The 26400-nt window shown below is 66.8% G+C and carries 21 protein-coding genes and 2 pseudogenes; 21 read left to right on the top strand and 2 right to left on the bottom strand.

The window, feature by feature from the left end:
• Positions 1-104 precede the first annotated feature (104 nt).
• The 19 genes and pseudogenes from BJF89_RS13250 (at position 105) to BJF89_RS13170 (ending at position 23326) form a co-directional block, all read left to right on the top strand.
• The gene (locus BJF89_RS13250; protein ID WP_255372666.1) at positions 105-1964 is read left to right on the top strand and encodes a penicillin-binding protein 2; all 1860 of its coding nucleotides are present in this window, start codon (positions 105-107) and stop codon (positions 1962-1964) included.
• Positions 1961-3562: a UDP-N-acetylmuramoyl-L-alanyl-D-glutamate--2,6-diaminopimelate ligase gene (locus tag BJF89_RS13245; RefSeq protein WP_075815569.1), complete on the top strand. Its 1602-nt coding sequence runs from the start codon at positions 1961-1963 to the stop codon at positions 3560-3562. The genes BJF89_RS13250 and BJF89_RS13245 overlap by 4 nt, the downstream gene beginning before the upstream one ends.
• A pseudogene (gene murF, locus BJF89_RS13240) lies at positions 3559-5087 on the top strand (UDP-N-acetylmuramoyl-tripeptide--D-alanyl-D-alanine ligase). The gene BJF89_RS13245 and the pseudogene murF overlap by 4 nt, the downstream one beginning before the upstream one ends.
• Positions 5088-5095: 8 nt before the next feature.
• Positions 5096-6196, top strand: coding sequence for a phospho-N-acetylmuramoyl-pentapeptide-transferase (gene mraY, locus BJF89_RS13235; protein WP_075815567.1), 1101 nt, complete (start codon positions 5096-5098; stop codon positions 6194-6196).
• 32 nt (positions 6197-6228) lie between these two features.
• A complete protein-coding gene (gene murD / locus BJF89_RS13230) occupies positions 6229-7674 on the top strand; it encodes a UDP-N-acetylmuramoyl-L-alanine--D-glutamate ligase (protein WP_075815565.1) in 1446 nt (481 codons plus the stop codon).
• Positions 7671-8153, top strand: coding sequence for an FtsW/RodA/SpoVE family cell cycle protein (locus BJF89_RS19700; protein WP_255372653.1), 483 nt, complete (start codon positions 7671-7673; stop codon positions 8151-8153). The genes murD and BJF89_RS19700 overlap by 4 nt, the downstream gene beginning before the upstream one ends.
• On the top strand, positions 8132-9127 hold the full coding sequence (locus BJF89_RS13225; protein ID WP_255372652.1) for an FtsW/RodA/SpoVE family cell cycle protein: 996 nt from the start codon (positions 8132-8134) through the stop codon (positions 9125-9127). Before BJF89_RS19700 ends, BJF89_RS13225 begins: the two co-directional genes overlap by 22 nt.
• Before the next feature lie 3 nt (positions 9128-9130).
• Positions 9131-10231: an undecaprenyldiphospho-muramoylpentapeptide beta-N-acetylglucosaminyltransferase gene (murG, locus tag BJF89_RS13220; RefSeq protein WP_075815563.1), complete on the top strand. Its 1101-nt coding sequence runs from the start codon at positions 9131-9133 to the stop codon at positions 10229-10231.
• Positions 10232-10279: 48 nt separating this feature from the next.
• Positions 10280-11749 carry a UDP-N-acetylmuramate--L-alanine ligase gene (murC, locus tag BJF89_RS13215; RefSeq protein ID WP_222843849.1) on the top strand — a complete coding sequence of 490 codons (1470 nt, stop codon included), beginning with the start codon at positions 10280-10282 and terminating at the stop codon, positions 11747-11749.
• Between the two features lie 6 nt (positions 11750-11755).
• Positions 11756-12469, top strand: a complete 714-nt coding sequence (locus BJF89_RS13210) for a cell division protein FtsQ/DivIB (RefSeq protein WP_075815559.1) — start codon at positions 11756-11758, stop codon at positions 12467-12469.
• A 145-nt stretch (positions 12470-12614) separates the two neighbouring features.
• Positions 12615-13886, top strand: coding sequence for a cell division protein FtsZ (gene ftsZ / locus BJF89_RS13205; protein ID WP_075815557.1), 1272 nt, complete (start codon positions 12615-12617; stop codon positions 13884-13886).
• On the top strand, positions 13846-14610 hold the full coding sequence (pgeF, locus tag BJF89_RS13200) for a peptidoglycan editing factor PgeF (RefSeq protein ID WP_255372665.1): 765 nt from the start codon (positions 13846-13848) through the stop codon (positions 14608-14610). The genes ftsZ and pgeF overlap by 41 nt, the downstream gene beginning before the upstream one ends.
• A 70-nt stretch (positions 14611-14680) precedes the next feature.
• Positions 14681-15274, top strand: a complete 594-nt coding sequence (locus BJF89_RS13195; protein ID WP_075815555.1) for a cell division protein SepF — start codon at positions 14681-14683, stop codon at positions 15272-15274.
• Between the two features lie 6 nt (positions 15275-15280).
• Positions 15281-15577 (top strand): YggT family protein, encoded by a 297-nt coding sequence (locus BJF89_RS13190; RefSeq protein WP_075815553.1) that lies wholly within the window; start codon positions 15281-15283, stop codon positions 15575-15577.
• Positions 15578-15768: 191 nt separating this feature from the next.
• Positions 15769-16787, top strand: a pseudogene (locus BJF89_RS19875) (DivIVA domain-containing protein).
• Between the two features lie 60 nt (positions 16788-16847).
• Entirely contained in the window at positions 16848-17045 is a 198-nt protein-coding gene (locus BJF89_RS18295) for a hypothetical protein (protein WP_187344718.1), read from the top strand.
• Positions 17046-17268: 223 nt separating this feature from the next.
• Complete coding sequence (gene ileS, locus BJF89_RS13180; protein WP_075815551.1) at positions 17269-20475, top strand: isoleucine--tRNA ligase; 3207 nt, start codon at positions 17269-17271, stop codon at positions 20473-20475.
• 47 nt (positions 20476-20522) lie between these two features.
• The gene (locus BJF89_RS13175) at positions 20523-21935 is read left to right on the top strand and encodes an HNH endonuclease signature motif containing protein (protein ID WP_083650796.1); all 1413 of its coding nucleotides are present in this window, start codon (positions 20523-20525) and stop codon (positions 21933-21935) included.
• A gap of 35 nt (positions 21936-21970) precedes the next feature.
• Entirely contained in the window at positions 21971-23326 is a 1356-nt protein-coding gene (locus BJF89_RS13170; RefSeq protein WP_075815549.1) for a DNA polymerase IV, read from the top strand.
• Here the strand turns inward: BJF89_RS13170 and BJF89_RS13165 are convergent.
• Positions 23323-24213: an asparaginase gene (locus BJF89_RS13165; RefSeq protein ID WP_075815548.1), complete on the bottom strand. Its 891-nt coding sequence runs from the start codon at positions 24211-24213 to the stop codon at positions 23323-23325. The genes BJF89_RS13170 and BJF89_RS13165 overlap by 4 nt on opposite strands.
• A gap of 80 nt (positions 24214-24293) precedes the next feature.
• On the opposite strand from BJF89_RS13165, the gene BJF89_RS13160 reads away from it, so the two are divergent.
• Positions 24294-24875, top strand: coding sequence for a hypothetical protein (locus BJF89_RS13160; protein ID WP_369803727.1), 582 nt, complete (start codon positions 24294-24296; stop codon positions 24873-24875).
• On the opposite strand, the gene BJF89_RS13155 is transcribed toward BJF89_RS13160, so the two are convergent.
• Positions 24872-25807 (bottom strand): hypothetical protein, encoded by a 936-nt coding sequence (locus BJF89_RS13155; RefSeq protein WP_255372651.1) that lies wholly within the window; start codon positions 25805-25807, stop codon positions 24872-24874. The two genes, BJF89_RS13160 and BJF89_RS13155, sit on opposite strands and share 4 nt — an antisense overlap.
• 70 nt (positions 25808-25877) lie before the next feature.
• On the opposite strand from BJF89_RS13155, the gene lspA reads away from it, so the two are divergent.
• Positions 25878-26396, top strand: a complete 519-nt coding sequence (gene lspA, locus BJF89_RS13150) for a signal peptidase II (protein ID WP_075815546.1) — start codon at positions 25878-25880, stop codon at positions 26394-26396.
• Positions 26397-26400: the final 4 nt, after the last annotated feature.

Raw genomic sequence — 26400 nt, 5'->3', positions numbered from 1 at the left:
ACGCCGGGCGTGACCCCCGACCTCAGCGACCCTCGCGTCCCTCGCGACCGTCGTCCCGGTCCACCAGGTCAGGAGTTCCCGGGAACTCCTGGCAGACCCTCGACATCGGTGCCGCCAGCTTCGGTAAACGCGGTGCGGCGGTGCTGATCATCGTCGTCGTCCTGGTCCTCGCGTTGCTGCTCAGACTGACCTGGGTACAGCTGATCAAGGGGCCGGAGTTGTCTGCGATGGCCAGTGAGCAGCGCACGGCGGTGATCACCGAACCCGCCCACCGGGGCAGCATCGTCGACCGCAACGGCCAGCGGCTCTCCTACACCATGGAGGCCCGCTCACTGTCGGTGCATCCTCATCTGCTCGAGTCCTTCATGGAGGACCGCCATGAGCTTGACCCCGAGGGCGTCTCCGCACCGGAAGAACGGATCGGGGAGATCGCCGAAGGCCTGCCGGAGCTGCTCAATGAATCCGACAGTCAGACCGATCCGGACGACGACAAGTCCGAGGCGGACGGGGTGAAGGCCGATGACATCCGGGACAAGCTCACGTCAGACTCGACCTACGAGGTCCTGGTCCGCGACGTCGACCCGGACGTCGCGGAGAAGGTCTCCGAGGAGTACCCCGAGATCACGGTGGAACGTCAGGACATCCGCCAGTACCCCAACGGTGCGGTGGCGCAGAACGTCATCGGCAAGATCAGCCGTGACAACGAGGGTCAGTTCGGTCTGGAACTCTCGCAGGATTCCCGGTTGCAGGGCACCAACGGCTCCCGCACCGTCGACGTCGGGGCCAACGGCCTCGCCATCCCCGGTTCGACGCGCGACCGGCACCCTGCCGTGGACGGCGACGCCTACGAGCTGACCCTCGACCTGGAGGCCCAGACCTACATTCAGCAGCTGGTGCAGCAGGCCAAGGACAAGTCAGGTGCCGAATCCGCCTCCGCGGTGGTGCTCGACGCGACGAGCGGCGAGGTGGTGTCGATGGCGACGTCCGACACGATCAATCCGCAGGGCGACATCGACAAGCAGCTCGAGGACGGCAAGGTCTTCGGTAACCGCGTCGTGCAGGACGCCTACGAACCCGGGTCAGTGGCGAAGGTGATGACCGCCGCGGCCGCCATCGAGGACGGCAAGACGACCCCGGACGAAGTGCTGCAGGTCCCGGGCAGTATCGACATGTCCGGTGTGACGGTCAAGGACGCGTGGGACCACGGAGTGGTGCCCTACACCACGACAGGCATCTTCGGTAAGTCCTCGAACGTCGGTACGTTGATGTTGGCCGACCGCGTGGGCGAGGAGAGTTTCTGGGACTATGTCCAGAAGTTCGGTATCGGTCAGGCCACGGATCTGGGTCTGCCCAGTGAGACCAGCGGATATGTCCCGGACCTGTCGCAGTGGTCCGGCGGTACCTTCGCCAACCTGCCGATCGGGCAGGGCATGTCGATGAGCCTGCTGCAGATGGCCAGTATCTACCAGGCGCTCGCCAACGACGGTGTGCGGGTGACGCCGAGCATCATCAAGTCGGTGACCGACGCCGCCGGCAACGACATTCCGCAGGACGAACCGGAGTCGGTGGAGGTGGTCTCCCCGGAGACGGCACGCACGGTGGTCGACATGTTCCGGGCCGTCAACCAGTCGGACCCGACGGGAGTCCAGCAGGGCACCGCCCCGACCGCGGGCATCGAGGGGTACCAGACCAGTGGAAAGACCGGTACCGCACAACAGATCGACCCTGAGACACGGGCGTACTCCAACTCCGACTACTGGATCACCTACGCAGGTATCGCCCCGGCAGACGACCCCCGGTTCGTCGTCGCCATCATGCTGGACGACCCCGAGCGTGGGACCGACGGAAGCGGCGGCCAGTCGGCCGCACCACTGTTCCGGGACATCACGTCCTGGTTGCTCGACCATTACAATGTGCCGCTCTCCCCGGAGGCCGCACCCCGACTGACGCTGGAGGCGCAGTGAGCGTGAAACCACCCACCCTGGCCGCACTCGCGGATCTGACCGGAGGGCGTCTCGTGGTGCTCGGCGAGTCAGGTGCCCGCGGTGGGGCAGGAAAACTCCCCGTGACGGATGCCGCGATCGACGCGCGTTCGGTCGCGGTCGGCGGCATGTTCATGGCGGTGCCGGGGACCCGGGCCCACGGGGCATCCTTCGCCGGCCAGTCGGCGGGCAGCTGCGTCCTCACCGACGAGGACGGGCTGACCGTACTCCGTACGGACGGTGTGCAGACCGTCGTGCTGGTGGTCGATGACTGCAGGGCATGGCTCGGACCGGTCGCCGCAGAGATCCACGGTCACCCGTCCCGGACGATGACCGTGATCGGCGTCACCGGTACCAGTGGGAAGACGACCACGTCGTACATGGTCGAGCGGATGCTGCTCGACGACCACAGTGTGGGCCTCATCGGGACCACCGGAACCAGGATCAACGGCCGTGCGGTCCCGACGTCGCTGACGACGCCGGAAGCGCCGACGCTGCAGGGGCTTTTCGCCCGGATGCGCGACGAGGGGGTCACCCACGTCGTGATGGAGGTGTCGTCCCATGCCCTGGTGATGGGCAGGGTGCGCGGGGTCGACTTCGACGTGGCCGGCTTCACCAACCTCAGCCAGGACCACCTGGACTTCCACCCGACGATGCGGGACTACTTCCAGGCGAAGTCGCTCCTCTTCACCGTGCCCCAGGATCCCGGCGGGGAGCTGCCGACCTCCGTGGTCTGCGTCGACGATGAATGGGGCAGGGAACTGGCGGAGACCGTGGAGAATGCCGCCACGGTGACGACCACCGGTGTGGCACCGGCGTCATGGTCGGTTGACTCGGTCGAGATCGGGACCGACGGTCTGCAGCACGTGACGGTGACGCATCCCGGAGGCCCGGACCTCCCCGAACCCACCTTCAGTTTCCCGCTCTCCCTGCCCGGCGTGTTCAATGTCGCGAACGCCGTCGTGGCCCTGGCATGTGTCCGGGCGGCCGGCATCGACGTGTCCACGGCAGCACCGAGGCTCGGCGACGTCCATGTCCCCGGCAGAATGCAGGCGGTGACCGTCGGTGAGGGTGACACCCGCTACCCCCGGGACTTCCTGGCGTTGGTGGACTACGCCCACAAACCCGGCGCTGTGGCTGCCGCGCTGACGACGCTCGCCGACCAGTTGGAACGCGCGGGACACGGGGGCCGCGTCGGCGTGGTGCTCGGAGCCGGAGGTAACCGGGACCACGAGAAGCGCCCCCTGATGGGGGCCGAGGCGGCGAAAGTCGCGGATCTGGTGATCGTCACCGACGACAACCCCCGCGACGAAGAACCCGGGGGCATCCGGGCTGAGGTCCTCGCCGGGGCCCGGGACATCGCGGACAGCAGGGGCACCGACCTCCGCGAGATCGGTGACAGGGCCGACGCGATCAGGGCCTCAGTCACCTGGGCCCGCCGGGGCGATATCGTCATAGTCGCCGGCAAAGGTCACGAGACCGGACAGATCGTCGGGGACACGGTCCTCGAGTTCGATGACGTGGCAGTACTCGCACAAGCACTCAGGGACCGACAGGACAGACAGGAACCGACACGATGATTGAGATGACAAGCGGCACCATTGCCGAGGTCACCGGAGGACACCTGGTCGACGGTGCCACGGCAGAAACTGTCGTGACCGGACCCGTCGAGTTCGATTCACGACGGATCACCCCCGGCAGCGTCTTCATGGCACTGCCGGGAGAGCGCGTCGACGGCCACGACTTCGTCCCGGGGGCACTGCGTGACGGTGCTGCGCTGGCCATGGTCGGACGCCCCGTCGGACAGCCGTCGTTGCTGTGTGAGGCCGCCGAGGATTCCACGGACCCGGACGCCGGCGCGGCCCAGCGCAACGCGGCCTATCTCGAGAATGACCCGGACGGTGTGGGCGAACGTGTGCTCACCGCGGTCGGACGCCTCGCCCGCTACAACACTGACACCCTGGTCGCCGAGGAAGGACTCACCGTCGTCGGCGTGACGGGATCGGCCGGGAAGACCTCGACCAAGGACCTCCTCGGTGCCGTCCTCACCCGTGCAGGCGAGACCGTGGCACCCCCCGGAAGCTTCAACAACGAGATCGGGCACCCGTACACCGCCCTGAAGGCCGGGCGCAGCACCAGGTTCCTCGTCGCCGAGATGTCGGCCCGCGGCCAGGGCCATATCGCCCACCTCGCCCGGATCGCACCGCCGCGGATCGGCGTCGTCCTGAACGTCGGCACTGCACACCTGGGTGAGTTCGGCTCCCGTGAGGCGATCGCGCGGGCGAAGGGCGAACTCGTCGAGTCCCTCCCGTCCGCGGCCGACGGCGGGTTGGCCGTACTCAACGCCGACGACGACCACGTTTCGGCGATGCGGACCCGGACCGATGCGCGGATCATCCGTTTCTCGATGTCGGAGGAGGGGCGTTCCGCGGCGGACCACGCGGACTACTACGCCTCGGACATCACGCTGGACGAGGTCGCCCGTGCGTCGTTCACGTTGCACCACCCCTACGGGGATCCGGTGCAGGTCACACTCGGCGTGTTCGGGGCACACCAGGTGTCCAACGCCCTCGCTGCCGCCGCTGTCGGCATGGAATGCGGCCTGGACGCCGCCACTGTCGCCGGAGCCTGAACAGTCACGTCGCCGCCAGCGCGAACCGCATGGACGTACGGACCCGGGCGGACGGTGTGACGGTCATCAACGACACCTACAACGCGAACCCGGATTCGATGCGTGCCGGTATCGACGCCCTCGCCTACACCGCGGCCGGACGTTCTGACGTGCAGAGCTGGGCCGTGCTGGGGCAGATGGCTGAGCTGGGCGACGGCGCGCGTGACGAGCATGCGCACCTCGGCGAAGTCCTCGCCCAGCGTCGTATCGGTCATGCGGTGATCGTGGGTAACGGGGTCAACCAGAGCGCGCTGGCGGAGGCTGCGGAAGCCCACGGGGTCTCCGTGCGACAGGTCGAGAACGCCGACGCCGCCGTCAACTTCCTCGACCTCAACGTCGAACCCAATGATGTCGTCCTGGTCAAGGCGTCCTACGCCGACGGCCTGTGGAGTGTTGCCGAGGGCCTGTTCGTCGGCGAAGAAGAGAGCAGGTAACCGAAGCCATGACACAGATCATCGTCGCCGCCCTCGTGGCGTTCTTCGTCTCGATCTTCCTCACCCCTGTGCTGATCCGGCGATTCTCGGCGGAAGGCATCGGCCAGGAGATCCGTGAAGAGGGGCTCAAGTCGCACCTGCGTAAGCGTGGCACACCCACCATGGGTGGTATCGCGATCCTGGCGGGCATCACCGCAGGCTACGTCGTCGCCGTTCTCGTCGGTCTGGTGACCAACGGTACCGGCCCCGGGGTATCCGGTTGGCTGGTCCTCGGGCTGACACTCGCGCTCGGCGGGCTCGGTTTCACCGACGACTACATCAAGGTCGTCAAGGGGCGGAACCTCGGCCTGAACGCGAAGGCGAAGCTGGCCGGGCAGCTGGTCACCGCCCTGATCTTCGGTTTCCTGGTCTTGCAGTTCCCCAACTCAGACGGGTTGAAGCCGGCGTCGACGAAACTCTCCTTCACCCGGGACATCAACACCCTCGACCTCGCTGTCGGCGGAGCGGTCATCGGTACGATCCTCTTCCTGATCTTCATCTACCTGGTGATCTCGGCCTGGTCGAATGCCGTGAACCTCACCGACGGCCTTGACGGACTGGCCTCCGGTGTCACGGCGATGGTCCTGTCGGCGTACGTGGTGATCACCTTCTGGCAGTTCCGCAACTCGTGCTCCGGTGCGGCAGAGGCGGGGTGTTACGCGGTGCGGGACCCACTGGACCTGTCGATGCTCGCGGCCGCCGGACTGGGTGGCTGCGTCGGATTCCTGTGGTGGAACGCCGCCCCGGCGAAGATCTTCATGGGGGACACCGGCTCACTGGCCCTCGGCGGCCTGGTCGCCGGCCTGTCCATCGCATCCCGGACCGAGCTGCTGATGATCGTCGTCGGTCTCCTGTTCGTCATGGAGGCGGCGAGCGTGGTCATCCAGGTCGTGTCCTTCAAGACCACCGGGCGACGCATCTTCCGTATGGCACCCTTCCACCACCACTTCGAGGCCGGGGGGTGGGCGGAGACCACGGTCACCGTCCGTTTCTGGCTGCTGTCGGCGCTGTTCGCCGTGGTCGGTGTGGCCGTGTTCTACTCCGAGTGGCTGAGTAACTCACCACTCTGACACCTACAGTCCCACGACAGGAGAACGATCACATGGTGAACCAGGTCGTCGAAGCGATGCGAGGCGGTAGCGTCCTCGTCGCAGGTGCCGGCGTGGCCGGTGCAGGGGTTGCCCGGATGCTGGGTGACCTGGAGTGCACGGTGACGATCGCCGACGACAATGTCGCCGCCGGCGGCATGCTGGGCACGGAGACCGGTGGCCACCCCGTGACCGTCGCCGAAGCCCTGACGCGGGTGGGGGACGGACGCATCGACCTGGTCATCACGTCACCGGGGTGGCGTCCGGACGGGCCGCTCCCGACCACCGCCGCGGCGGCCGGGGTCGCCGTGGTCGGCGATGTCGAGGCGGCCTGGTTGGCGGACAGGGCCGCCCTGTTCGGCGCGCCGAGGACATGGTTGGCGGTCACGGGGACCAACGGCAAGACGACGACGACGGCCATGCTCGACGCGATCCTGCAGGCGGACGGACGACGCTCACGCGCGGTCGGCAACATCGGGACACCGCCGGGCGAGGCCTTGCGCGCTGAGCCGAGGATCGACGTCCTGGCTGCCGAGGTGTCGAGTTTCCAGCTCCACTGGGCGCCGGAGTTCGCCCCGGACGCGGGATGCGTGCTGAACCTCGCCGAGGACCACCTGGACTGGCACGGCTCCTTCGGGAACTACGTTGCAGACAAGATGCGTGCCTTGACCGGCGCGGTCGCGGTGATCGCCGCCGACGACCCGAACGTCACGTCAGGGGCGCACGTGGTCTCCGGTGAACGGCGTGCCTTCACCACCGGCGACCCCGGTGCGGTCGTGCTGGCGGACGGTCCTGTGGCCGTCGTCACCGGAGTACGGGACGGTCGGATCGTCGAGCTGGAGGCGGCGACCGGACAGCTCACGGACCTCGCCAGCGCCGAGGGAATCTCCCCACCCGGTCCGGCCGGTGTGGCGGACGCTGCGGCTGCGGCAGCGCTGTCGCGCAGCGTCGGCGTGTCGACGGAGGCGGTGTCCACCGCTCTGGCAGGTTTCCGCGTCCAGGCGCACCGGGGCCAGGTCGTGGCCGAGTCCGACGGTGTGCGCTGGGTGGACAACTCCAAGGCGACGAACCCCCACGCCGCATCGGCGGCGTTGCGCGGCCTCGACCACGTTGTCTGGGTGGCCGGTGGCCAGCTCAAGGGAGCCGCCGTCGACGACCTCGTCGCAGAGGTCGCGCCCGGGCTCCGGGGAGCCGTACTGTTGGGGGTCGACCGGCAGATCCTCGCGGACGCGTTGGCGGCGGTGGCACCGGATCTCCCGGTGAGCGTCATCGATGACGCTGACCCGGTCGCCGCGATGGTCGCGGCCGTCGCGGCGGCCCGGTCGCTCGCCGACGTCGGCGACAGTGTCGTCCTCGCCCCGGCGGCAGCGTCACTGGACATGTACGAGGGTATGTCGCAACGAGGCGACCTCTTCGCGGAACTGGCGGGACAACCGGCGGGAAAGGACGTTGACCGATGACGGTGAAGAACGACTCCGGACGCACCGAGTCGCCGTGGCAGGGACTCGGGGACAAGTTCCGTCATGTACTGAACACGCCGCAGTTCAACTACAAGGTCATCATGAGTGTGACCGCCATCCTCGTCGTGATCGGCCTGACGATGGTTCTCTCGTCGTCGATGGTGACCTCCATCGACAGCGACACCGGTGTCTTCGGCGAGTTCATGAAACAGGCGGTCGTCGTGGCCGCCGGTCTCGTCGCCATGTGGTTCTTCCTGCGGGTGACACCGTCCACCGTGCGTAACCTCTCGGTGATCTTCCTGGGTATCTCGGTGGTGCTGTTGATCCTGGTGCTGATCCCCGGCATCGGCGTCGGCGGGACCGAGGTCGGCTCGAACTCCTGGATCCGCTTCGCCGGTGTCGGCATCCAGCCCTCCGAGGTCGCGAAGTTCTCCCTGGCGGTCTGGGGCGCAGCGTCGTGGCGGCCCGCTCCCGGGTAAGCAGTTCGGCGCGGTTCGTCCTTAACCCGTTCCTCATCGTCGCGGCGGTGATCCTGGGGCTGGTGCTCCTGCAGGACGACCTCGGCATGATGCTGTCGCTGGCCGCCGTGGTGGCGGCGATGCTGTTCTTCGCCGGTGTCAGCACGACCGCGCTGATGTCGGTGCTCGCCGTCGCCGGTGTGGCGGGCGTGATCTTCAGCCTTCAGCACGCGTTCCGTAGCGCGAGGTTCAGCTCCTGGACCGAGACCTTCACCCTGAGTTTCGACGAGGCGACGTCCCGCGGTGCGACGTTCCAGTCGCGGCAGGGGATCCTCTCGCTGTCCGACGGAGGTCTGCTCGGTCAAGGGCTCGGCCAGTCACGCGCGAAGTGGCTCTATCTGCCAGAGGCGGCCAACGACTTCGTCTTCGCCATCATCGGTGAGGAGCTCGGACTGCTCGGTGCGGGACTCGTCGTCATCCTGTTCGGGGTGCTCGCCTGGTTCGGCATCCGTACCGCGATGGCGCAGAACGATCCTTTCCTCCGGCTCCTTGCGGCGGCCCTGACGATGGGTATCACGGTCCAGGCGTTCTACAACATGGGGTATGTCGTGGGGTTGTTCCCGATGACCGGTGTGCAGCTCCCGCTGATTTCGGCCGGTGGTTCCTCCGCGGTGGTCACGCTCGCCTCCCTCGGACTGCTGGCGAACATCGCCCGGCATGAACCTGCCACGGTGTCGTCGATGCAGCATGAAGGACGTCCGCTGATCGACCGCATCCTGTTCCTGCCGGAGCCGGAACCCTACAAGCCCGGCCAGGAGCGTCGCGAGCGCGTCCGCGAACAGCCGAAGCGGTACGGTGAACCGGTGACCCGGCGACGACAGCCGCCGCCGGGCGAGCCGGTCAGGTCCGGCACCTCACGTCACCGTGGGGCCCGCGAACCGTTGCCGGAACCCCGTCACCGCACCAGTCAGCAGCACAACCGCAGGAGGCGTTAAGCCGTGTCCCCCTCATCCCGTCCGATATCCGTCGTCCTCGCGGGCGGTGGGACGGCGGGTCACATCGAGCCCGCCCTCGCCGTGGCCGAGTCCGTCCGGCGGGCGCGCCCGGACGCCCGCGTGACCGCCCTGGGAACGACCCGGGGCCTGGAAACGACGCTCGTCCCCGCCCGGGGCGTGGATCTCGAGTTGATCCCTGCGGTACCGGTGCCGCGTACGGTGAACAGGGATCTGTTCACGCTACCCTTCCGCCTCGTCGGGGCGCTGCGGCGGACCCGTCGCACGCTCAAGGACCTGAAGGCTGACGTGGTCGTGGGGTTCGGCGGCTATGTCTCGGCGCCCGCCTACCTGGCGGCGAAGTCGCTCGGTGTGCCGATCGTGGTCCACGAGGCGAATGCGCGCGCCGGCATGTCCAACAAACTCGGTGTCCGGCTCGGGGGACGGGCCCTCGCCGCAACCGCCGACTCCGGTCTCGACGCCGACGTCGTCGGCATCCCCGTCCGTGACTCACTGCTGGCGTTGGACCGTCAGGCACTGCGTTCCGAGGCGCGTGAGTTCTTCGGGCTGGACCAGGACCGGCCGGTCCTGCTGGTCACCGGAGGGAGTCAGGGTGCGTCCTCCATCAATGCCGCGGTCAGTGGGGCTGCGGGAACGTTCGCCGACGCCGGTATCGGCGTCCTGCACGCCTACGGCAGGAAGAACGAGGCACCGTCGGTGCCGTCGATTGACGGCGCCCCGGCGTACGTCGCGGTGCCCTACATCGACCGTATGGATCTCGCCCTGTCGGCCGCCGACATGGTTCTGTGCCGTTCGGGTGCGATGACCGTGGCGGAGATCTCTGCCTGCGGCCTGCCGGCCGTGTACGTTCCTCTGCCGCACGGCAACGGGGAGCAGGAGCTCAACGCCCGTCCGGTCGTCGCCGCCGGTGGCGGGGTGATCGTACCCGACGCTGAACTCGACCCCGGACGTGTGGCGCGGGAGGTCGTCCCGCTTCTGCGGGACAAGGAGAGGCTGCAGCGTGCCGGTGACGCTGCGGCTGCGGCCGGACACCGCGATGCGGCGGACCGCATCGCGGAGATCGTCATCAGTGAGGCAGGGGAGTAGCAGGTGAGCACAACGGTGAGTTCGGTGGATGACCTCCGGCACGTCCACATGGTCGGGATCGGTGGTGCCGGGATGTCCGGCATCGCGCGGATCCTGCTGGACCGGGGGGTGTCCGTGAGCGGATCGGACATGAAGGAGTCACGGATCGTGCTGGCGCTGCGGGCGGCGGGCGCGGAGGTCGCTGTGGGGCACCGCGCGGAGAACCTGACGGCGGGCACGCCGGACGGTGGCCTGCCGGATGCGGTCGTGACGTCCTTCGCCGCCATCCCGCAGGACAACCCGGAGCTCGTGGCGGCGCGCGAGGCCGGTGTCCCCCTGCTGCGGCGCTCCGACGTCCTGGCGTTGCTGATGGAGGGCAGGCGGGCGGTCCTGATGGCAGGTACCCACGGCAAGACCTCGACGACCTCCATGGCGGTGGTCGCACTCCAGCACGCGGGCATGGACCCGTCGTTCGCCATCGGCGGGCAGCTCAACCGGGCGGGGACGAACGCCCACCACGGCACCGGCGATGTCTTCGTCGCGGAGGCCGACGAGTCGGACGGCTCATTCCTGTCCTACTCGCCGGAGGTCGCGGTGGTCACCAACATCGAGCCGGACCATCTCGACTTCTTCGGCACGGAGCAGGCGTACCGGGAGGTCTTCGAACAGTTCGCCGGACGTGTCGTCCCGGGCGGTGCACTCGTCCTGTGTCTGGACGACGACGGGAGTGCACGGCTGGCGGAGTCCGTCGTCGCCGGTGAGGTCCACGTCGCCGAGGGGGTCCGTGTGCTCGGCTACGGGACCTCGGTCGCCGCCGCGGCCCATCCGTCCGTCCCCGTGGCCGCGGAGATCCTGTCGACCGCCACGCTGTCGGACGGTGGTACTGACGCGGAGGTCCGGCTCGCCGCAGGTTCCGTCGACACCGTCCACGTGACCGTGCGCACCCCGGGACAGCACATGCTGCTCAACGGCGTGGCATCGCTGGTCGCGGGCGTCCTGGTCGGCGCCCCGGTCGACGGGATGGCCGCCGGTGTCGCATCCTTCGACGGGGTGCGTCGACGCTTCGAGTACCACGGCCGGGTCGGTGGGGTGGAGGTCTACGACGACTACGCCCACCATCCGACGGAGGTCCGCGCCGTCGTGACGGCTGCGCGTGAGAAGGTGCGTGCCCGCCACGAGGACACCGGGCAGGCCGGCCGTGTCGTCGCCGTGTTCCAGCCTCACCTGTACTCCCGTACCCTCGCCTTCGCCGGGGAATTCGCCGAGGCGTTGTCGCTGGCGGATGTCGTGGTGGTGCTGGACATCTTCGGCGCGAGGGAGGAGCCGGTCGAGGGCGTGGACAGCCGGGTGATCACCGACCGGGTGGACCGGACGACGACCGAGGTGCATTACGAGCCTCGCTTCGCCGATGCTCCCGCGCGGGTCGCAGAGCTGGCGGAGGGCGGAGACGTCGTGCTGACAGTCGGAGCGGGGACGGTCACGATGCTCGCCGACGAGATCCTGCGGGCGCTCGACGAGACCGCTCCGGACGAGGGTTGATGTCCGATGGCGAGCAGTGACACCCGTGCCGCCCGGGCACGGCGGAAGGGGCGGCGGGACCCCCGTCGACGGCGCAGGCTCGCCGTCGTCCTGGGGGCCCTCGGCCTGCTCGTGGTCCTCGCGGCCGTCGTCGTGTTCAGCCCGTTGTTCCAGGTCCGTACCATCGATGTCGAGGGGACAGGGCACCTGACACCGGAAGAGGTCATCTCCGCGGCGTCTCCGGTGGAGGGGCAGAACCTGCTGTTCGCCGACACCGGTGACGCGGCGAGGACCGTCTCCGAGCTGCCCTGGGTCGAGAAGGTGACCGTCTCCCGTGACTGGCCGTCGGGCGTGCGGGTGAACATCACCGAGTACAACGCCGTCGGTGTCGTTGACGGGGACGATGGTCCGCTGGTGATCAACGAACGTGGCCGTGTCTTCCTCCGTGGTGAGAGTCCGGAGGGGGCGGTGCCGGTGCAGGCGTCCGCCGACGACTCCGGCGCTCTTCAGGCGGCGGGCACAGTGCTCGGGGCCTTGCCGGACGAGCTCCGCGGGACGGTGGAGGAGGTCGACGCGTCGTCTGCGGAGGAGGTCACCCTGCGCTTCGCCGAGGGGCGCGAGGTGTACTGGGGTTCCGCCGACCGTGCCGAGGAGAAGGCAGAGGCGACACGGGTGGTGCTCACCAGGGAGGGGCAGCGGTGGAATGTCTCCAACCCCGCACTGCCCTCGGTACGCGACTGAACCGCCCCGACAACTCTCAACCCGACGTTGAGGGATACGACACGCAAGAAAAATGTGCGCGGAAATCACCGCCGTGTCACACACAATTGGTCGCAGAGTTAGAGCGACAGCACAACAGGCACCCCCGGGAAAGAGAGCGCACACCATGACCCTCTACGACAACCACCTCGCCAAGATCACCGTCGTCGGTGTCGGTGGCGGTGGTGTCAATGCCGTGAACAGGATGATCGACGCGAATCTCCAGGGTGTGGAGTTCGTCGCGATCAACACAGACGCGCAGGCACTCCTGCTCACCGACGCGGACACCAAGCTGGACATCGGCCAGGCGGAGACCCGCGGTCTCGGCGCCGGCGCGAACCCCGAGGTCGGACGGAAGTCGGCGGAGGACCACAAGGAGCAGATCGAGGAGGTCATCGAAGGTTCCGACATGGTCTTCGTGACCTGTGGTGAGGGTGGCGGCACCGGGACGGGTGCCGCGCCGGTGGTCGCGAACATCGCCAAGAAGAAGGGTGCGCTCACTGTCGGCGTCGTCACCCGGCCGTTCACCTTCGAGGGGCAGCGTCGTTCCAAGCAGGCACTCGAGGGGATCGAGGCGTTGCGTGACGTCTGCGACACACTCATCGTCATCCCGAACGACAGCCTGCTGAAGATGGGCGACGCGGATCTCCAGCTGATGGACGCCTTCCGCAAGGCCGACGAGGTCCTGCACTCCGGTGTCGAGGGCATCACCCGGCTGATCACCACTCCCGGCGTGATCAACGTGGACTTCGCCGACGTGCGCTCGGTGATGACCGACGCGGGCTCGGCCCTGATGGGCATCGGCAGCTCACGCGGCGACGACCGTGCCCGTAAGGCGACCGAGCTGGCGATCAACTCCCCGCTGCTGGAGACGACCATGCAGGGTGCCAAGGGCGTGCTGCTGTCCTTCGCCGGCGGGTCCGACCTGGGACTCTTCGAGGTCAATGAGGCGGCCACGATCGTCCAGGACCTCGCCGACGAGGACGCCAACATCATCTTCGGCACCATCATCGACGACCAGCTGGGCGACGAGGTCCGTGTGACCGTCATCGCCACGGGCTTCGACGACTCCCCGAACGTGACCGCGACACCGCGTCGTGGGCAGCACCGTGCACCGGAGAACGGTGCCGGTACAGCGTCCGCCGCTGAACAGCCGCAGCAGTCCCAGCCCGGCATCTTCAACGGGGACGACGCCCCCGCGGCCCAGCGGACCGAGGCACAGCCGCAGAGCACCGGCTCGAGCAGCTTCACCCGCCGTTCCCGGTCCGGCGTCCCGGGGTCGTCGGAGTCGCCGAACTCCTCGGGGCTGTTCACCTCGAACGACGACCGTCGGGACACCCGTCGTGACGACCGTGGAGATGAGGGGGATGACGATCTCGATGTCCCGACCTTCCTCTGACCGTCGTGTCCGCAAGGTGGTGACCGACCGGCACGGTGGGTCGTCGTCGGGGGATTTCTCCTCCTTCAACCTCGCTGACCACGTCGGCGACGACGCCTCCCATGTGGCTGCCAACCGGTTGCGGCTGGCGGAGTTGATCGGTGTACCTCCCGAGCGGATGGTCTACATGGAGCAGATCCACTCGCCGAATGTCACTGAGGTGACCGGCGAGCTGCTCGAGTCCCTTGACGGCGGGCCCGTCGAGTTCACTGATGCGCTGGTGACCAGGGAGCCCGGTATCGCACTGGTCGTCCTGACCGCCGACTGCGTCCCGCTCCTCCTGTCCGACGAGGAGGCAGGTGTCGTCGCCGCCGTGCACGCCGGGCGGATGGGGGCACGCAACGGAGTGGTGCCGGCGACCGTCGCCGCGATGACGGAGCTCGGTGCCGTCCCCGCCAGGATCCATGCACTGCTGGGTGCAGCGGCCGCCGGCGAGGACTACGAGGTTCCCGAGGAGATGGCCAGGGACGTCGAGGAACGGTTGCCCGGATCCCGGACGACCACGACCCGGGGCACTCCGGGGCTGGACATCCGTGCCGGCATCACCCGGCAGCTGCTCGGCGCCGGGATCACGTCAGTCGACGCGGACCCGCGGAGCACGGTCTCCGAGGAGAACTTCTTTTCGTACCGGAGAGAAGGACGGACAGGACGCCAGGCCTCGGTGGTCTGGATTCCTGACGTCTGACGCCACTTCCCGGTATTTTTGACAGCAGACGACCCGCGTACGACACATCCCAGAGAAAGCGAGACAGACCATGGCAGACGGAATCACCGGGAAGGTCAAGGATTTCTTCGGCTTCGGTGACGTTGACAGCTTCGATGACCCGTATTACCGCGACGAGTTCGAGGAGGACCGCGGCGGTTACCGGCAGTCGGGGCGGTACCAGGACCGCGAGGACGACCGGGAGCGGGACTACGACCGCGACCGCGGAGACCGGGTCGAGCGATCTGAGCGCCCGGACCGGGTGAGTCGTTCCGACCGTTCCGACCGCTCCGACTACGACTACCGTTCGTCCCGACCGTCACGTCGTGCCGACGTGGGCGCGGCCCCTGTCGCACCGGTGCCGGCGACACCCGCTCGCGAGCCGCAGGTCGTCCGCCTGGCGCTGAGTTCGTTCCAGCAGGCAGGGGAGTTGGCGACGGAGTTCAAGGCAGGGGACATCGTCGTGCTGAACCTTTCTGGGATGGAGAAGGCCGAGGCCAGCCGCGTGCTGGACTTCTCCGTCGGGCTCGCCAAGGGGCTGGACGGTACACTGAAGAAGCTCGGCGGGCTGCGTAACTTCGCCCTCATCCCCGCCTCCGTGACCCTAGACCAGAGCCAGCTCGACCAGCTGGTGGAGGACCAGTAGAACACCGTGGCCACAACTCTCTATCTCATCGCACTGCTCCTGAGGCTGTACTGGTTCATCCTCCTCGCGCGGGTCATCATCGAGATGATCCGTTCCTTCTCCCGACAGTGGCGGCCCTCACGTCGGTTCGCTCTGGTCGCCGAGCCGATCTTCGTGCTCACCGACTTCGTGGTGCGTCCGTTGCGCCGGGTCATCCCACCTCTCCGGTTGGGCGGCGTCGCGCTGGATGTGTCGGTCCTCGTACTCTTCTTCGGGATCTCGATTCTCATCACGATCCTGATGAGTATTGCCGCGCAGGCGTGACCGACCGTGTGGGTGTGCTTCTGCCCTGACATTCTTGCAGGTGGGAAAACCCCTCCTGTATAACTGACCTGAAAGACTGCACATAAGGTTGAACCTGAAGCCTTGTGGACGTGGTCGCTGATAAGATCGTGACTGACTCGCCGCCGGCCCCCTCGGCCGGCGGAACATATCGACTGTGAAGGGAACTACCGATGCCGTTGACTCCCGCTGACGTTCATAACGTGGCATTCAGCAAGCCGCCGATCGGCAAGCGTGGCTACAACGAGGACGAGGTTGACCAGTTCCTCGATCTCGTCGAAGACACGCTTGCCGAACTCCAGGACGAGAATGATGACCTCCGTGGGCAGGTGGGGACCGGCGCAACTGCCGCGGCCCCGGCTGCTGCCCCCGCGTCGTCCGATGATTCCGAGTTGACGGCTGAACTCGAGGAGGCCCGCGCCCGGGTCACCGAGCTCGAAGCCGAGCTGAAGAAGGCGCAGGACGCCACCGCCGCAGCGGAGAAGCGTGCCACGCTGCGGAGAACAAGGCCGCTGACGCCGAGAAGCGTGCCGAGGCTGCGTCGTCGCAGGCCGCTCAGGCTCCGGCGGCGGCTGCTGCTCAGGCACCGGCCACCGGGACGGCACAGGAGTCCGGCACCGCCAACGCCGATACCCACATGCAGGCTGCCCGCGTGCTGAGCATGGCGCAGGAGATGGCTGACCGGCTCACCGGTGACGCCAAGTCCGAGTCCCAGGCCATGCTGGACGACGCACGTGGTGAAGCCAACCGGACCCTCGAGGAGGCCAACTCGAAGGCCAGCTCGCAGCTGTCGGACGCACAGAAGCGTTCTGAGAAGCAGCTCGCCGAGGCCGACCAGAAGGCACGCAAGACGGTGGCCGAGGCACAGCAGAAGGCTGACACGCTCGTCGCCGATGCTACGCAGAAGTCCGAGACCCTGATCTCCGACGCGACCGCCCAGTCCGAGGCCCAGGTCCGTGCCGCCCAGGAGAAGGCGGACGCCCTGCAGCAGGATGCAGAGCGCAAGCACACCGAGATCATGACCACGGTGAAGAAGCAGCAGACCGCGCTGGAGAGCCGGATCGAGGAACTGCGCACCTACGAGCGGGAGTACCGTACCCGCCTGAAGACCTTCCTGGAGTCCCAGCTGGAGGAGCTCAACAGCCGCAGCACCGCGGCACCGAACTCCAACATCGACTTCAGCGAGAAGTAGTTCTCCGGTCAACGGCGTGGACGGCGGACGGCGGTAACGATGCTCGCACTGTCTCTCTTGATGTCCCTCCTGGGGTTCCTCGCCCTACTCGTCGCCCTCTATGTGGGGTCGGCGTTGTGGGCGTGGATCTGCATCGGAGTGGCGGCCGTAGGGATCGTCTCTTCGTCGTCGACCTGTTTCTCCACCGAAGACGATGAGGCGTATACTTCATGTCTGACCGGCCCCGCACCGCCGTGCGGGGTTTTTCAATCGCTGTGATCCGGCCATCACCGGGGAGCGATCCGGAAGAAAGGCGTGCCCCGGACTGGGCGGGCCGAGTAGAACCGGACGTGGTCGCGGCACGTCACAGCCGTAGGAACAAGCGGGATTTCCCGGCACGGCGGTGTCGCCGGGGAGCCCAAGCGGGGTGGTACCGCGTTGCCGGCACAGGCGACGTCCCCGCGGACCGTGAGAAAGCACACGACCTTACGAGGAGTCCGCGATGACCACCCCCGCCGGCGGAGCGTACCCGCACACCGACATGTCGAACGGCACCAGTTCGTTCCCGACGATGGAACGCTCCGTCCTCGACTACTGGAAGCAGGACGACACCTTCCAGGCGTCCCTCGACAACCGCGAGGGCGCGCCGGAGTACATCTTCTACGACGGCCCGCCGTTCGCCAATGGTCTCCCGCACTACGGGCACCTGTTGACCGGCTACGTCAAGGACATCGTCCCGCGTTACAAGACCATGCGCGGTTACCGTGTCCCGCGTGTCTTCGGCTGGGACACCCACGGCCTTCCCGCGGAGCTGGAGGCGGAGAAGCAGCTCGGCATCACCGACAAGGGTGACATCGAGAAGATGGGGCTGGCGTCTTTCAACGAGTACTGCGCGAAGTCGGTGCTGCGCTACACCGACGAGTGGAAGGACTACGTCACCCGCCAGGCCCGGTGGGTGGACTTCGACAACGGGTACAAGACCATGGACCTGTCGTACATGGAGTCGGTGATCTGGGCCTTCAAGAACCTGTACGACAAGGGTCTGATCTACCAGGGTTTCCGGGTGCTGCCCTACTCGTGGGCTGAGCACACGCCGTTGTCCAACCAGGAGACCCGCCTGGACGACTCCTACAAGATGCGTCAGGACCCCACCCTGACAGTCACGTTCCCGGTCACCGGAGCGCATCCAGGTACCGCGGCGGTGGAGACGCTGGCTGCGCACCCGGAGCTTGCCGAGGCGTCGGCGCTGGCGTGGACGACGACACCCTGGACGTTGCCGTCGAACCTCGCCCTGGCGGTCAACCCGTCTGTCATCTATGTGCTGGTCGAGGTCGCTGATGACGGTGCTGAGGCAGTCGCCGGACGCACCGTCCTGCTCGCCAGGGACCTGATGACCGCCTACGGCAGTGAGCTGGGCGAGGCAGCGGCGGTGGTGGCCGAGTTCACCGGCGAGCAGTTGGTCGGACTGACCTATGAGCCGATCTTCGGTTACTTCGCCGACCGTGCCGGGCTGGGGGAGAAGCGACCGTTCCGCATCCTGGCCGCGGACTACGTCACCACCGAGGACGGTACCGGTATCGTCCACCAGGCCCCCGCCTTCGGTGAGGATGACATGATCACCTGCAATGCAGCAGGGATCGACACCGTCGTGCCGGTGGACATGGACGGCAAGTTCACCTCCCTCGTGCCTGACTACGAGGGACAGCTGGTCTTCGACGCGAACAAGGACATCATCCGTGACCTCAAGGCCGCGGGACGGGTGGTGCGCCACCAGACCATCGAGCACTCCTACCCGCACTCCTGGCGTTCCGGCGAGCCGCTGATCTATATGGCGCTGCCCAGCTGGTTCGTGTCCGTCTCCACGTTCCGGGACAGGATGGTGGAGCTGAACCACGAGCAGATCGAGTGGATCCCGGAGCACATCCGGGATGGCCAGTTTGGCAAGTGGCTCGAGGGAGCGCGCGACTGGAACATCTCCCGCTCACGGTACTGGGGGTCGCCGATCCCGGTGTGGGTGTCCGACAACGACCAGTACCCGCGCATCGACGTGTACGGCTCGCTCGATGAGCTGGAGGCGGATTTCGGGGTGCGTCCTGAGTCGCTGCACCGTCCCTACATCGACGAGCTGACCCGGCCGAACCCTGACGATCCCACAGGACAGTCAACGATGCGTCGCGTCCCTGACGTCCTGGACGTGTGGTTCGACTCGGGCTCGATGCCTTTCGCGCAGGTGCACTACCCGTTCGAGAACAAGGAGTGGTTCGACACCCATTCCCCGGCGGACTTCATCGTGGAGTACATCGGGCAGACCCGTGGCTGGTTCTACCTGCTGCACGTGTTGTCCACCGCGTTGTTCGACCGCCCTGCGTTCACCAAGGTGGTGTCGCACGGCATTGTGCTGGGCGACGACGGATTGAAGATGTCGAAGTCGAAGGGTAACTACCCCGACGTCAACGAGGTCTTCGACCGGGACGGCTCGGATGCGATGCGGTGGTTCCTTATGAGTTCGCCGATCCTGCGTGGCGGTAACCTCATCGTGACGGAACAGGGGATCCGTGAAGGTGTCCGCCAGGCGATGCTGCCGATGTGGAACGCCTATTCCTTCCTGCGGCTGTACGCCCACACCCCGGCGCAGTGGGATACCACTTCGACGAACGTGCTCGACCGGTACATCCTCGCGAAGCTCCACGACACCGTGTCGGCGGTCACCGGTGCGTTGGACGCGACGGACATCGCCTCCGCCACGGATGAGATCCGCCAGTTCTGTGACGTGTTGACCAACTGGTATGTCAGGCGGTCCCGCGACCGCTTCTGGGCGGGGGACTCCGGCGAGAACGGGCACCCGGAAGCGTTCAACACCCTGTACACGGTACTGGAGACGCTGTGTCGCATTGCGGCTCCGTTGCTGCCGATGACCACGGAGGTCATCTGGCGGGGCCTGACCGGTGAACGTTCGGTGCATCTCACCGACTGGCCGTCGGCGGATGATCTTCCCGCGGACGAGGCGTTGGTGGCCTCGATGGACGCCGTGCGGGGCGTGTGCTCGGCGACGTCGTCGTTGCGTAAGTCCCATAAGCTGCGCAACCGTCTACCGTTGCCGGGGCTCACAGTGGCGCTGCCGGAGTCGGGCGCACTGGAAGACTTTGCGTCGATCATCCGTGACGAGGTGAACGTCAAGTCTGTGAGGCTGACCGATGATGTTTCGTCCGTGGGACGCTTTGACGTGGTGGTCAATGCCCGTGCTGCCGGCCCGCGTCTGGGCAAGGACGTCCAGAAGGTGATCAAGGCCGTCAAGACGGGCAACTACACTGTCGCAGACGACGGGACCGTCACGGCTGACGGCATCGAGCTGATCGACGGTGAGTTCAGCCGCAAACTCGTGGCGGTTGACCCGGAGAACACCGCCGAGATCCCGGGTGGGGACGGTCTCGTCGTCCTTGACACCACCGTGACGCCGGAGCTCGAGGCGGAGGGATGGGCAGCGGACCGGGTCCGTGGCGTTCAGGACGCTCGGAAGGCGTCCGGTTTCGACGTCTCGGACCGCATTACGCTGACCCTGTCTGTGCCGGAGGAGAAGAAGGCCTGGGCTGATGAGCACACCGAGACGATCGCCGGTGAGGTCTTGGCGACGTCGGTGTCGGTTGTCGTCGGAGAGTCTCTGTCTCATGACGTGGGCGACGGTGTGTCTGCTGACCTCGTGAAGGTGTAACCCCACCCCACACCCCGGACGGGAATCCGTCCGGGGTTCTTCCCTTCTTGATAATCGAACATAAGTTCGGTACCGTAAAAGGTAGTGAGGGTGGTGTCCAGGATGATGAGGGGAAGATCATGGTGCAGGGCAGGGCGGATCTCAGCGTTATCGAACGTGATTACGAGGAGCTGTGCTTCGACTGTGATGTCGAATATGTCGAGGAGAACCTTGATGAGCCGTGCTGGGCGGTGAGTGTCCAGGAGCCCATGTACAGCGCGAAGAGGGAGATCAACCGACTTGAGCTCGACATAGCGCGTGACGCGGCACCGTCACCGTCCAGCGAAGTGTCGCGCCATGTCAGGAACCTGTCCGTGGGGCTCGGGGTCTCCAAGGGGAAGGCGCTGGCCTACTGTGACATCGGCACGATGATCACCCGGATGAGAGTGTTGGGGCGACATCTGCAGGGTGGTGCTTTCTCCTTCGACCACCTTCGGACACTCGCTGACTCGGTTGCGGCAGTGGATGACGAGCACCTCGACGAGGTCGAGCGGGGCGTTGTGGCTCTGGTGACCCCCGTCACGCCTCGTCAAGCCGTGCCGGGGGTAGTCACGCTGCGTCGACTAGCGCAGCAGGTCGTTGCCGAAATCCAGCCGTCGGCACGTCCTCTTGACCCGGAAGGCCGGGGTGAACCGCCACCGCCGCAGCATCAGCTCGACTTCACGGTGGATACCCGCGGAGATGCGGCGACGACCTTCCATGTCACTGTTCCGACAGACGAGGGGTTAGGCATGATCCGCATCATCGACGCGGTTGCCGCCTCCCGGACATGTAGCAGGTCCCGCGCCCTGCTTGACCTGGTGCACGGCAGGGCGGGTGACGTCTCTGTCACGCTGAACTGTTACCGGGATCTCGACAACGGTCGGATGCACCTGGAGAGCACCTGGCTGCACGAGGTCGCCACTGAGCGGTGGATGGCGCGGGTCACCGACCTGTGCATCGTCGGCCACAGTGAGGTCGCCAGCTATTCTCCGTCCGAGCATCAGCGCGCGACCGACGCGGGCAGAGACGGCACCTGCAGGTTCCCGGGATGCGACAGCCCTGCCGCCACAGCCCAACTCGACCACGTCACCCGGTGGACTGGCGGAGACGGCGATACCGAGGGCGTCTCTCCGGGCGGAAAGACAGCGACGTGGGCGATGCACTCCCTGTGTCCCGGGTGCCACAGTCTCAAGACCCGGGGGCTGTACGACGTCACCCTCAATCCGGACGGCTCGGACTGGTGGACCAGCGTGGAGGACGGTCATGTCTACGTCTCGACGCCGACAGGACCTTTGGCAGATGCTGTCCTCGATTTCGACTCGCGGCTGCACCGTAAGGTGCGGACCCTGGCGAGCCATAATGCGGCGAGGTTGCGGTGGCTCGCCGACATTGAAGACGCCGTAGCGGAGGCAGAGGTGGAAGAGCTGGTGCCTTTTTGAGGGCACCAGGGAACGTACTGCCTAGAATCGGTGGCATGAACACCAGGCAGCGGTGGGTGGTCCACCTCGACATGGACGCGTTCTTCGCCTCGGTCGAACAGTTGACGAGGCCAACGCTGGCGGGTCGTCCGGTCCTGGTCGGTGGTGCTTCAGGACGCGGTGTTGTCGCAGGTGCCTCATACGAATCCCGTGTGTACGGAGCCAGGTCCGCCATGCCCATGCAGCAGGCAGTCCGGTTGTGTCGTGGCAAAGCTGTCGTCGTGACACCACGGTTCGCGGTGTACTCCGCTGTCTCCGCACAGGTCTTCGAGTTGCTGGGAAGGGAAGGCGACACCGTCGAGCAGCTGAGTGTCGACGAAGGTTTCGTCGAGCCCGAATCCTTGGCGGGACGCAGCCCCCAGGAGGTTGAGGGCTGGGCGCGGGAGCTGCAGGCACGGGTGGATGATGAGGTCGGACTGCCGTGTTCCATCGGCGTGGCGTCGACGAAGCTAGATGCCAAGATGGCGTCTGACCTCGCCAAGCCCCATGGTGTGACAGTCGTGGGCGTCGAACGGAGAGCGGAGGTTTTTGCGACCCGTCCGGTCGGTGAGTTGTGGGGCATCGGACCGGTCGCACAGAACAAGCTGGCAGAAGTCGGTGTCACGACGATCGGTGACTTCACCGACATGGACGATGTCGACGTCAAAGGGTTGCTCGGCTCGGTGGGGCTGCAGGTTCAGGGATACGCCCGCGGGCAGGATTCACGACCTGTCGCCCCCCGCGCCCGCGCCAAACAGGTGTCTGCGGAGCGCACACTCGAGACAGACGCGACGACGACCGCGGACGTCGACCCGGTCCTGGTACGTGCGGCTACCGCGGCACGGGACCGTCTGCTCGGTGACGGACGCGCGGCGAGGACGGTGACGGTGAAGACCCGGACCGCGGACTTCAAGGCCCACACCCGGTCCACGACCCTGATCACACCCACAGATGACGTGGACGAAATCATCGCGGCAGCACGCTCGGTTGTCCCACGCCCCGAAGTCTCCGGTGCGGTACGTCTGGTGGGTGTGAGCCTCTCCGGTCTCACCGAGGAACGCCAGGCAGTCCTTTTCCCTGAATCAGGCGTGGCCGACCTGGAAGCAGAGGTCACTACTGCGCCAGAGATCAACGATGTGGCGGATGAGACGACGGGCCAGCAGGACGAGGACCACGACATGCAGCCGACGTCCTGGCGGCCGACCGTGGATGTGCACCACGCGGAGTTCGGGCACGGTTGGGTACAGGGAACTGGTGCAGGAGTGGTGAGCATACGGTTCGAGACCCGGTCGACGGGTCCTGGAAAGGCGAGGTCATTGGCAGTCGATGACCCGGCTCTCCGTCCCGCCGATCCGCTGGACAGTCTCCGCTAGTGGCGTAGCTGTGCGCGTTTGACCGCGAGTTCGCACAGGAGCTCCATCCGCGCCTGTGGCGGGGTGAGCTCACCGGCGGACCGGATCCCTGCCCTGGCGAGGCTGCGTCCACCACCCGCGCCGCCGTAGACCAGCTGCACTCCGCCCGCCGGGACCCGGCTCGCCACCACCACAGGGATCCCGTCTGCCAGGGCATCGGCGACCCCGTCGGCCAGGACACCGACATTTCCGGAACCGAAAGCGGCGATGACGATACCGTCGGCCCCTGCCCTCAGCGCCGACCCGACCGCGGCAGGGTCGGCACCCTGGTACGCTGCGACGACGTCAACCCGAAGACCGTCCAACGGGACCGGTGCCGAAGCCAGGGCCGCAGGACGGGGGATCGGAGGGGCATTGAAAGCCACATCTGCAGTGGTGTGGATCTTCCGGACACCGTAGGCGGGGGTCCTCCGTCCGCCGAAAACCACGCTCGGGGCGTCAGAGCGCGAGGTCGCTGCCACGGCGTCGCGGAGATTACGTGGTCCGTCGGGAGAAGGGTCGTCCGCTGGCCGCTGGGCGCCCGTGAGGACGACCCTGCCTCCGATGAGCCGGTCGACGGCCATGGCGGTTTCCTCCATGGAGTCGGTGCCGTGGGTGACGACAACGGGCCCGTATTCTCGGGCTGCGTGGATCTCAGCGAGAAGCGCGTCGAGGTCAGCGAGCCCCATCGTCGACGAATCGAGCCGCAGGACGTCCCGCGCCGTCACGGACGACAAGGGGACGCCGGCGTCGTCGAGGAGAGTACGGATGCCCCGGGTGGGCACCAGGTCACCGAGGGCGTCTGAAGTGCAGGAGATCGTGCCGCCCGTGGCGAGCACGGTGGGCGTATCAGCAGTCGTGTCAGTCACGGATTTCAAGGCTACCGCCTGTTCGACGGTAGACTCTCGTCATCCGCTGTACATCTACACGCAAAAGGAGCCTCGTCACCGTGAGATCATTGAAGCGAACCCGCGCCATCGCCGCAGCCGTCGTCCTCACCGCCGGCCTGTCCGCGACCGCCTGTTCCTCAGACGATGCCGACGACAACACTGCCGCAGAAACCACCGCTGAGCAGACGACCGAGCAGACCCCGCTGCCTACGGCCCAGGAGCTCGGCGAGATCCTCGACCGTGCAGTGGCCCCGGACGTGGCCGCCGAGGAGAAGGCGGACACCGTCGAGAACGGGGAGCAGGCAGTCGAGCTCTTCGATGTGATGATTCAGTCACAGCAGGAGTCCGGTGCAACGTTTGAGGTTGTTGATCCTATCCTGCCGGGGGTCACCCCGCAGGAGGTCACCGCGACCATGAATCTCATTCAGCCGGACGCAGAACCGGTGAGGATGGACGGCGTGAAGTTTGTCAACGACAACGGCCAGTGGAAGCTGTCTCAGGAATGGGCCTGCACCCTGGTCAGCAACGTGGCTCCGGACCAGGTCCCCGACACATGCGCACCGTTCCTCGAGGACGCCCCGGCACCGGCGGGCGATGCACCGGCTCCGGAGGGCGACGCACCTGCTGCCCCTGCGGCTTAAGCAGGTTCCCAGCTTGACCTCGTGCGCGAGGTCTGCACGACGGTGACCGGGGAGTCGGTCTCACCGTAGGTCACGCTGGTCGTGGTCTCGATCATGCCCGACACCGGCACCGGGCGTCGCAGGTCGACGGTGATGTTTCCGTTGGATTCACTGCTGGAATCGGTGACGGTCAGGTCGGAACCCGACATCCTCTGGACTGAGGGGGTGCGTTCGACGTCGACATCCAGTTCGATGCGCGAGCCTTCCCGTGACAACAGGGTGTAGGTGACGCCCTGTCGCATCGAGACACCGAGCATCGGGTCGTCGACCTGTCCGGTCACGGTCCATCGTGCGCCGGTACCGAGGTCGTCGGCGGGAAAGACGACCGGAATGTCGGTCATCTGGGTGAAGGACCGCTCCACATTGGACCGCGCTGCGTCCGAGGCGCCTTCCGGGGCGGAGAATCCACGGGACGTCACCCGCCCGTCCTGGTTGTACTTCTGGTTCATGGTGAACCCTTCAGCCGTGGCCAGATCGTCGTTTCCGTCGGTGTTGTCCCCCGTGGGGCGTCCCGCCACCACGGTGGCCTCCAGCTCATTCCCGTCGGTCGAGCTCGACGAGGTGAGGGGGACCTCCATGGTGACGTCGTCATAGGGCAGGTCGTCCTCGCCCTCGTCACTGCCGTCACCCTCGGTGGCCTGGCCCCAGCCCTGCGTCGCACGGAAGACGGTCTCCTTTTCCCCGGCGTCGCTGAACCAGACCAACGGCTCCCTCGGCGCGTCGCCGGTGTCGTCGACGGTCACCGACACCCCGGATACCGGGGCGTCGACGGGGGCTTCGGGCGAGGCGTCGTCATCGGAGGAACACGCGGTAAGGACCGACCCGGTCAGCAGGGTCGTCAGCAGGGTCGGCAGAAGTGCCCGTCGCAGGGACACGCGTCGTTGAGTGCGCACGCCCGTCAGCGTACCAACTGGCGGCGCACCAACTGAGGTCCACAGGCGGCGACGCGATAAGATCGACGCCGTGACTGTTTTCAACGTCCGCCCCTGGGCGCTTTTCCCGCTGATCGGCATCGTCGCCGTCGATCAACTCACCAAGTGGCTCGTCGTGGAGAACCTCGAGCCGACGACGGCGTACCCGGTGATCGGCGATATCGCCCGGCTGTACCTGATCCGCAACTCCGGTGCGGCCTTCTCCATGGGCGAGGGTGCCACCGTGGTGTTCTCCGTGATCCAGATGGTCGCCGTGCTCATCTGCATCATTCTGGCGTTCCGGGTGCGTAACCCTTGGGCGGTCGCTGCGGTGGGGCTGATCGGCGGTGGGGCGGCAGGGAACCTGATCGACCGGATCTTCCGGGACCCGGGTGGACTGCACGGTCATGTCGTCGACTTCGTCTCGGTCGGAAGTTTCGCGATCTTCAATGTCGCGGATGCGGCGATCTGTGTCGGCGTGGCGGTGTACCTGGTGTATGCCTTGCTCATTGAGCCGAGGAAGAGCAGACAAGAGGACCGGGCCGAGGAGCAGGAGGTGCAGCCGTCGTGAGCGT

Origin of the sequence: Corynebacterium sp. CNJ-954 (assembly GCF_001942345.1) — a bacterium.
Taxonomy (GTDB): domain Bacteria; phylum Actinomycetota; class Actinomycetes; order Mycobacteriales; family Mycobacteriaceae; genus Corynebacterium.
The sequence above is the reverse complement of the archived record's forward strand: the minus strand, read 5'-3'. Positions and strand labels throughout refer to the sequence as shown.

Excerpts from the sequence above, each read along its gene's own strand:
- murD (WP_075815565.1), top strand. The coding sequence starts at position 6,229 with ATGGTGAACCAGGTCGTCGAAGCGATGCGAGGCGGTAGCGTCCTCGTC.
- BJF89_RS18295 (WP_187344718.1), top strand. The coding sequence starts at position 16,848 with ATGTCCCTCCTGGGGTTCCTCGCCCTACTCGTCGCCCTCTATGTGGGG.
- BJF89_RS13195 (WP_075815555.1), top strand. The coding sequence starts at position 14,681 with ATGGCAGACGGAATCACCGGGAAGGTCAAGGATTTCTTCGGCTTCGGT.
- pgeF (WP_255372665.1), top strand. The coding sequence starts at position 13,846 with ATGAGGGGGATGACGATCTCGATGTCCCGACCTTCCTCTGACCGTCGT.
- mraY (WP_075815567.1), top strand. The coding sequence starts at position 5,096 with ATGACACAGATCATCGTCGCCGCCCTCGTGGCGTTCTTCGTCTCGATC.
- BJF89_RS19700 (WP_255372653.1), top strand. The coding sequence starts at position 7,671 with ATGACGGTGAAGAACGACTCCGGACGCACCGAGTCGCCGTGGCAGGGA.
- murC (WP_222843849.1), top strand. The coding sequence starts at position 10,280 with ATGGTCGGGATCGGTGGTGCCGGGATGTCCGGCATCGCGCGGATCCTG.
- ftsZ (WP_075815557.1), top strand. The coding sequence starts at position 12,615 with ATGACCCTCTACGACAACCACCTCGCCAAGATCACCGTCGTCGGTGTC.
- ileS (WP_075815551.1), top strand. The coding sequence starts at position 17,269 with ATGACCACCCCCGCCGGCGGAGCGTACCCGCACACCGACATGTCGAAC.
- BJF89_RS13170 (WP_075815549.1), top strand. The coding sequence starts at position 21,971 with ATGAACACCAGGCAGCGGTGGGTGGTCCACCTCGACATGGACGCGTTC.
- BJF89_RS13210 (WP_075815559.1), top strand. The coding sequence starts at position 11,756 with ATGGCGAGCAGTGACACCCGTGCCGCCCGGGCACGGCGGAAGGGGCGG.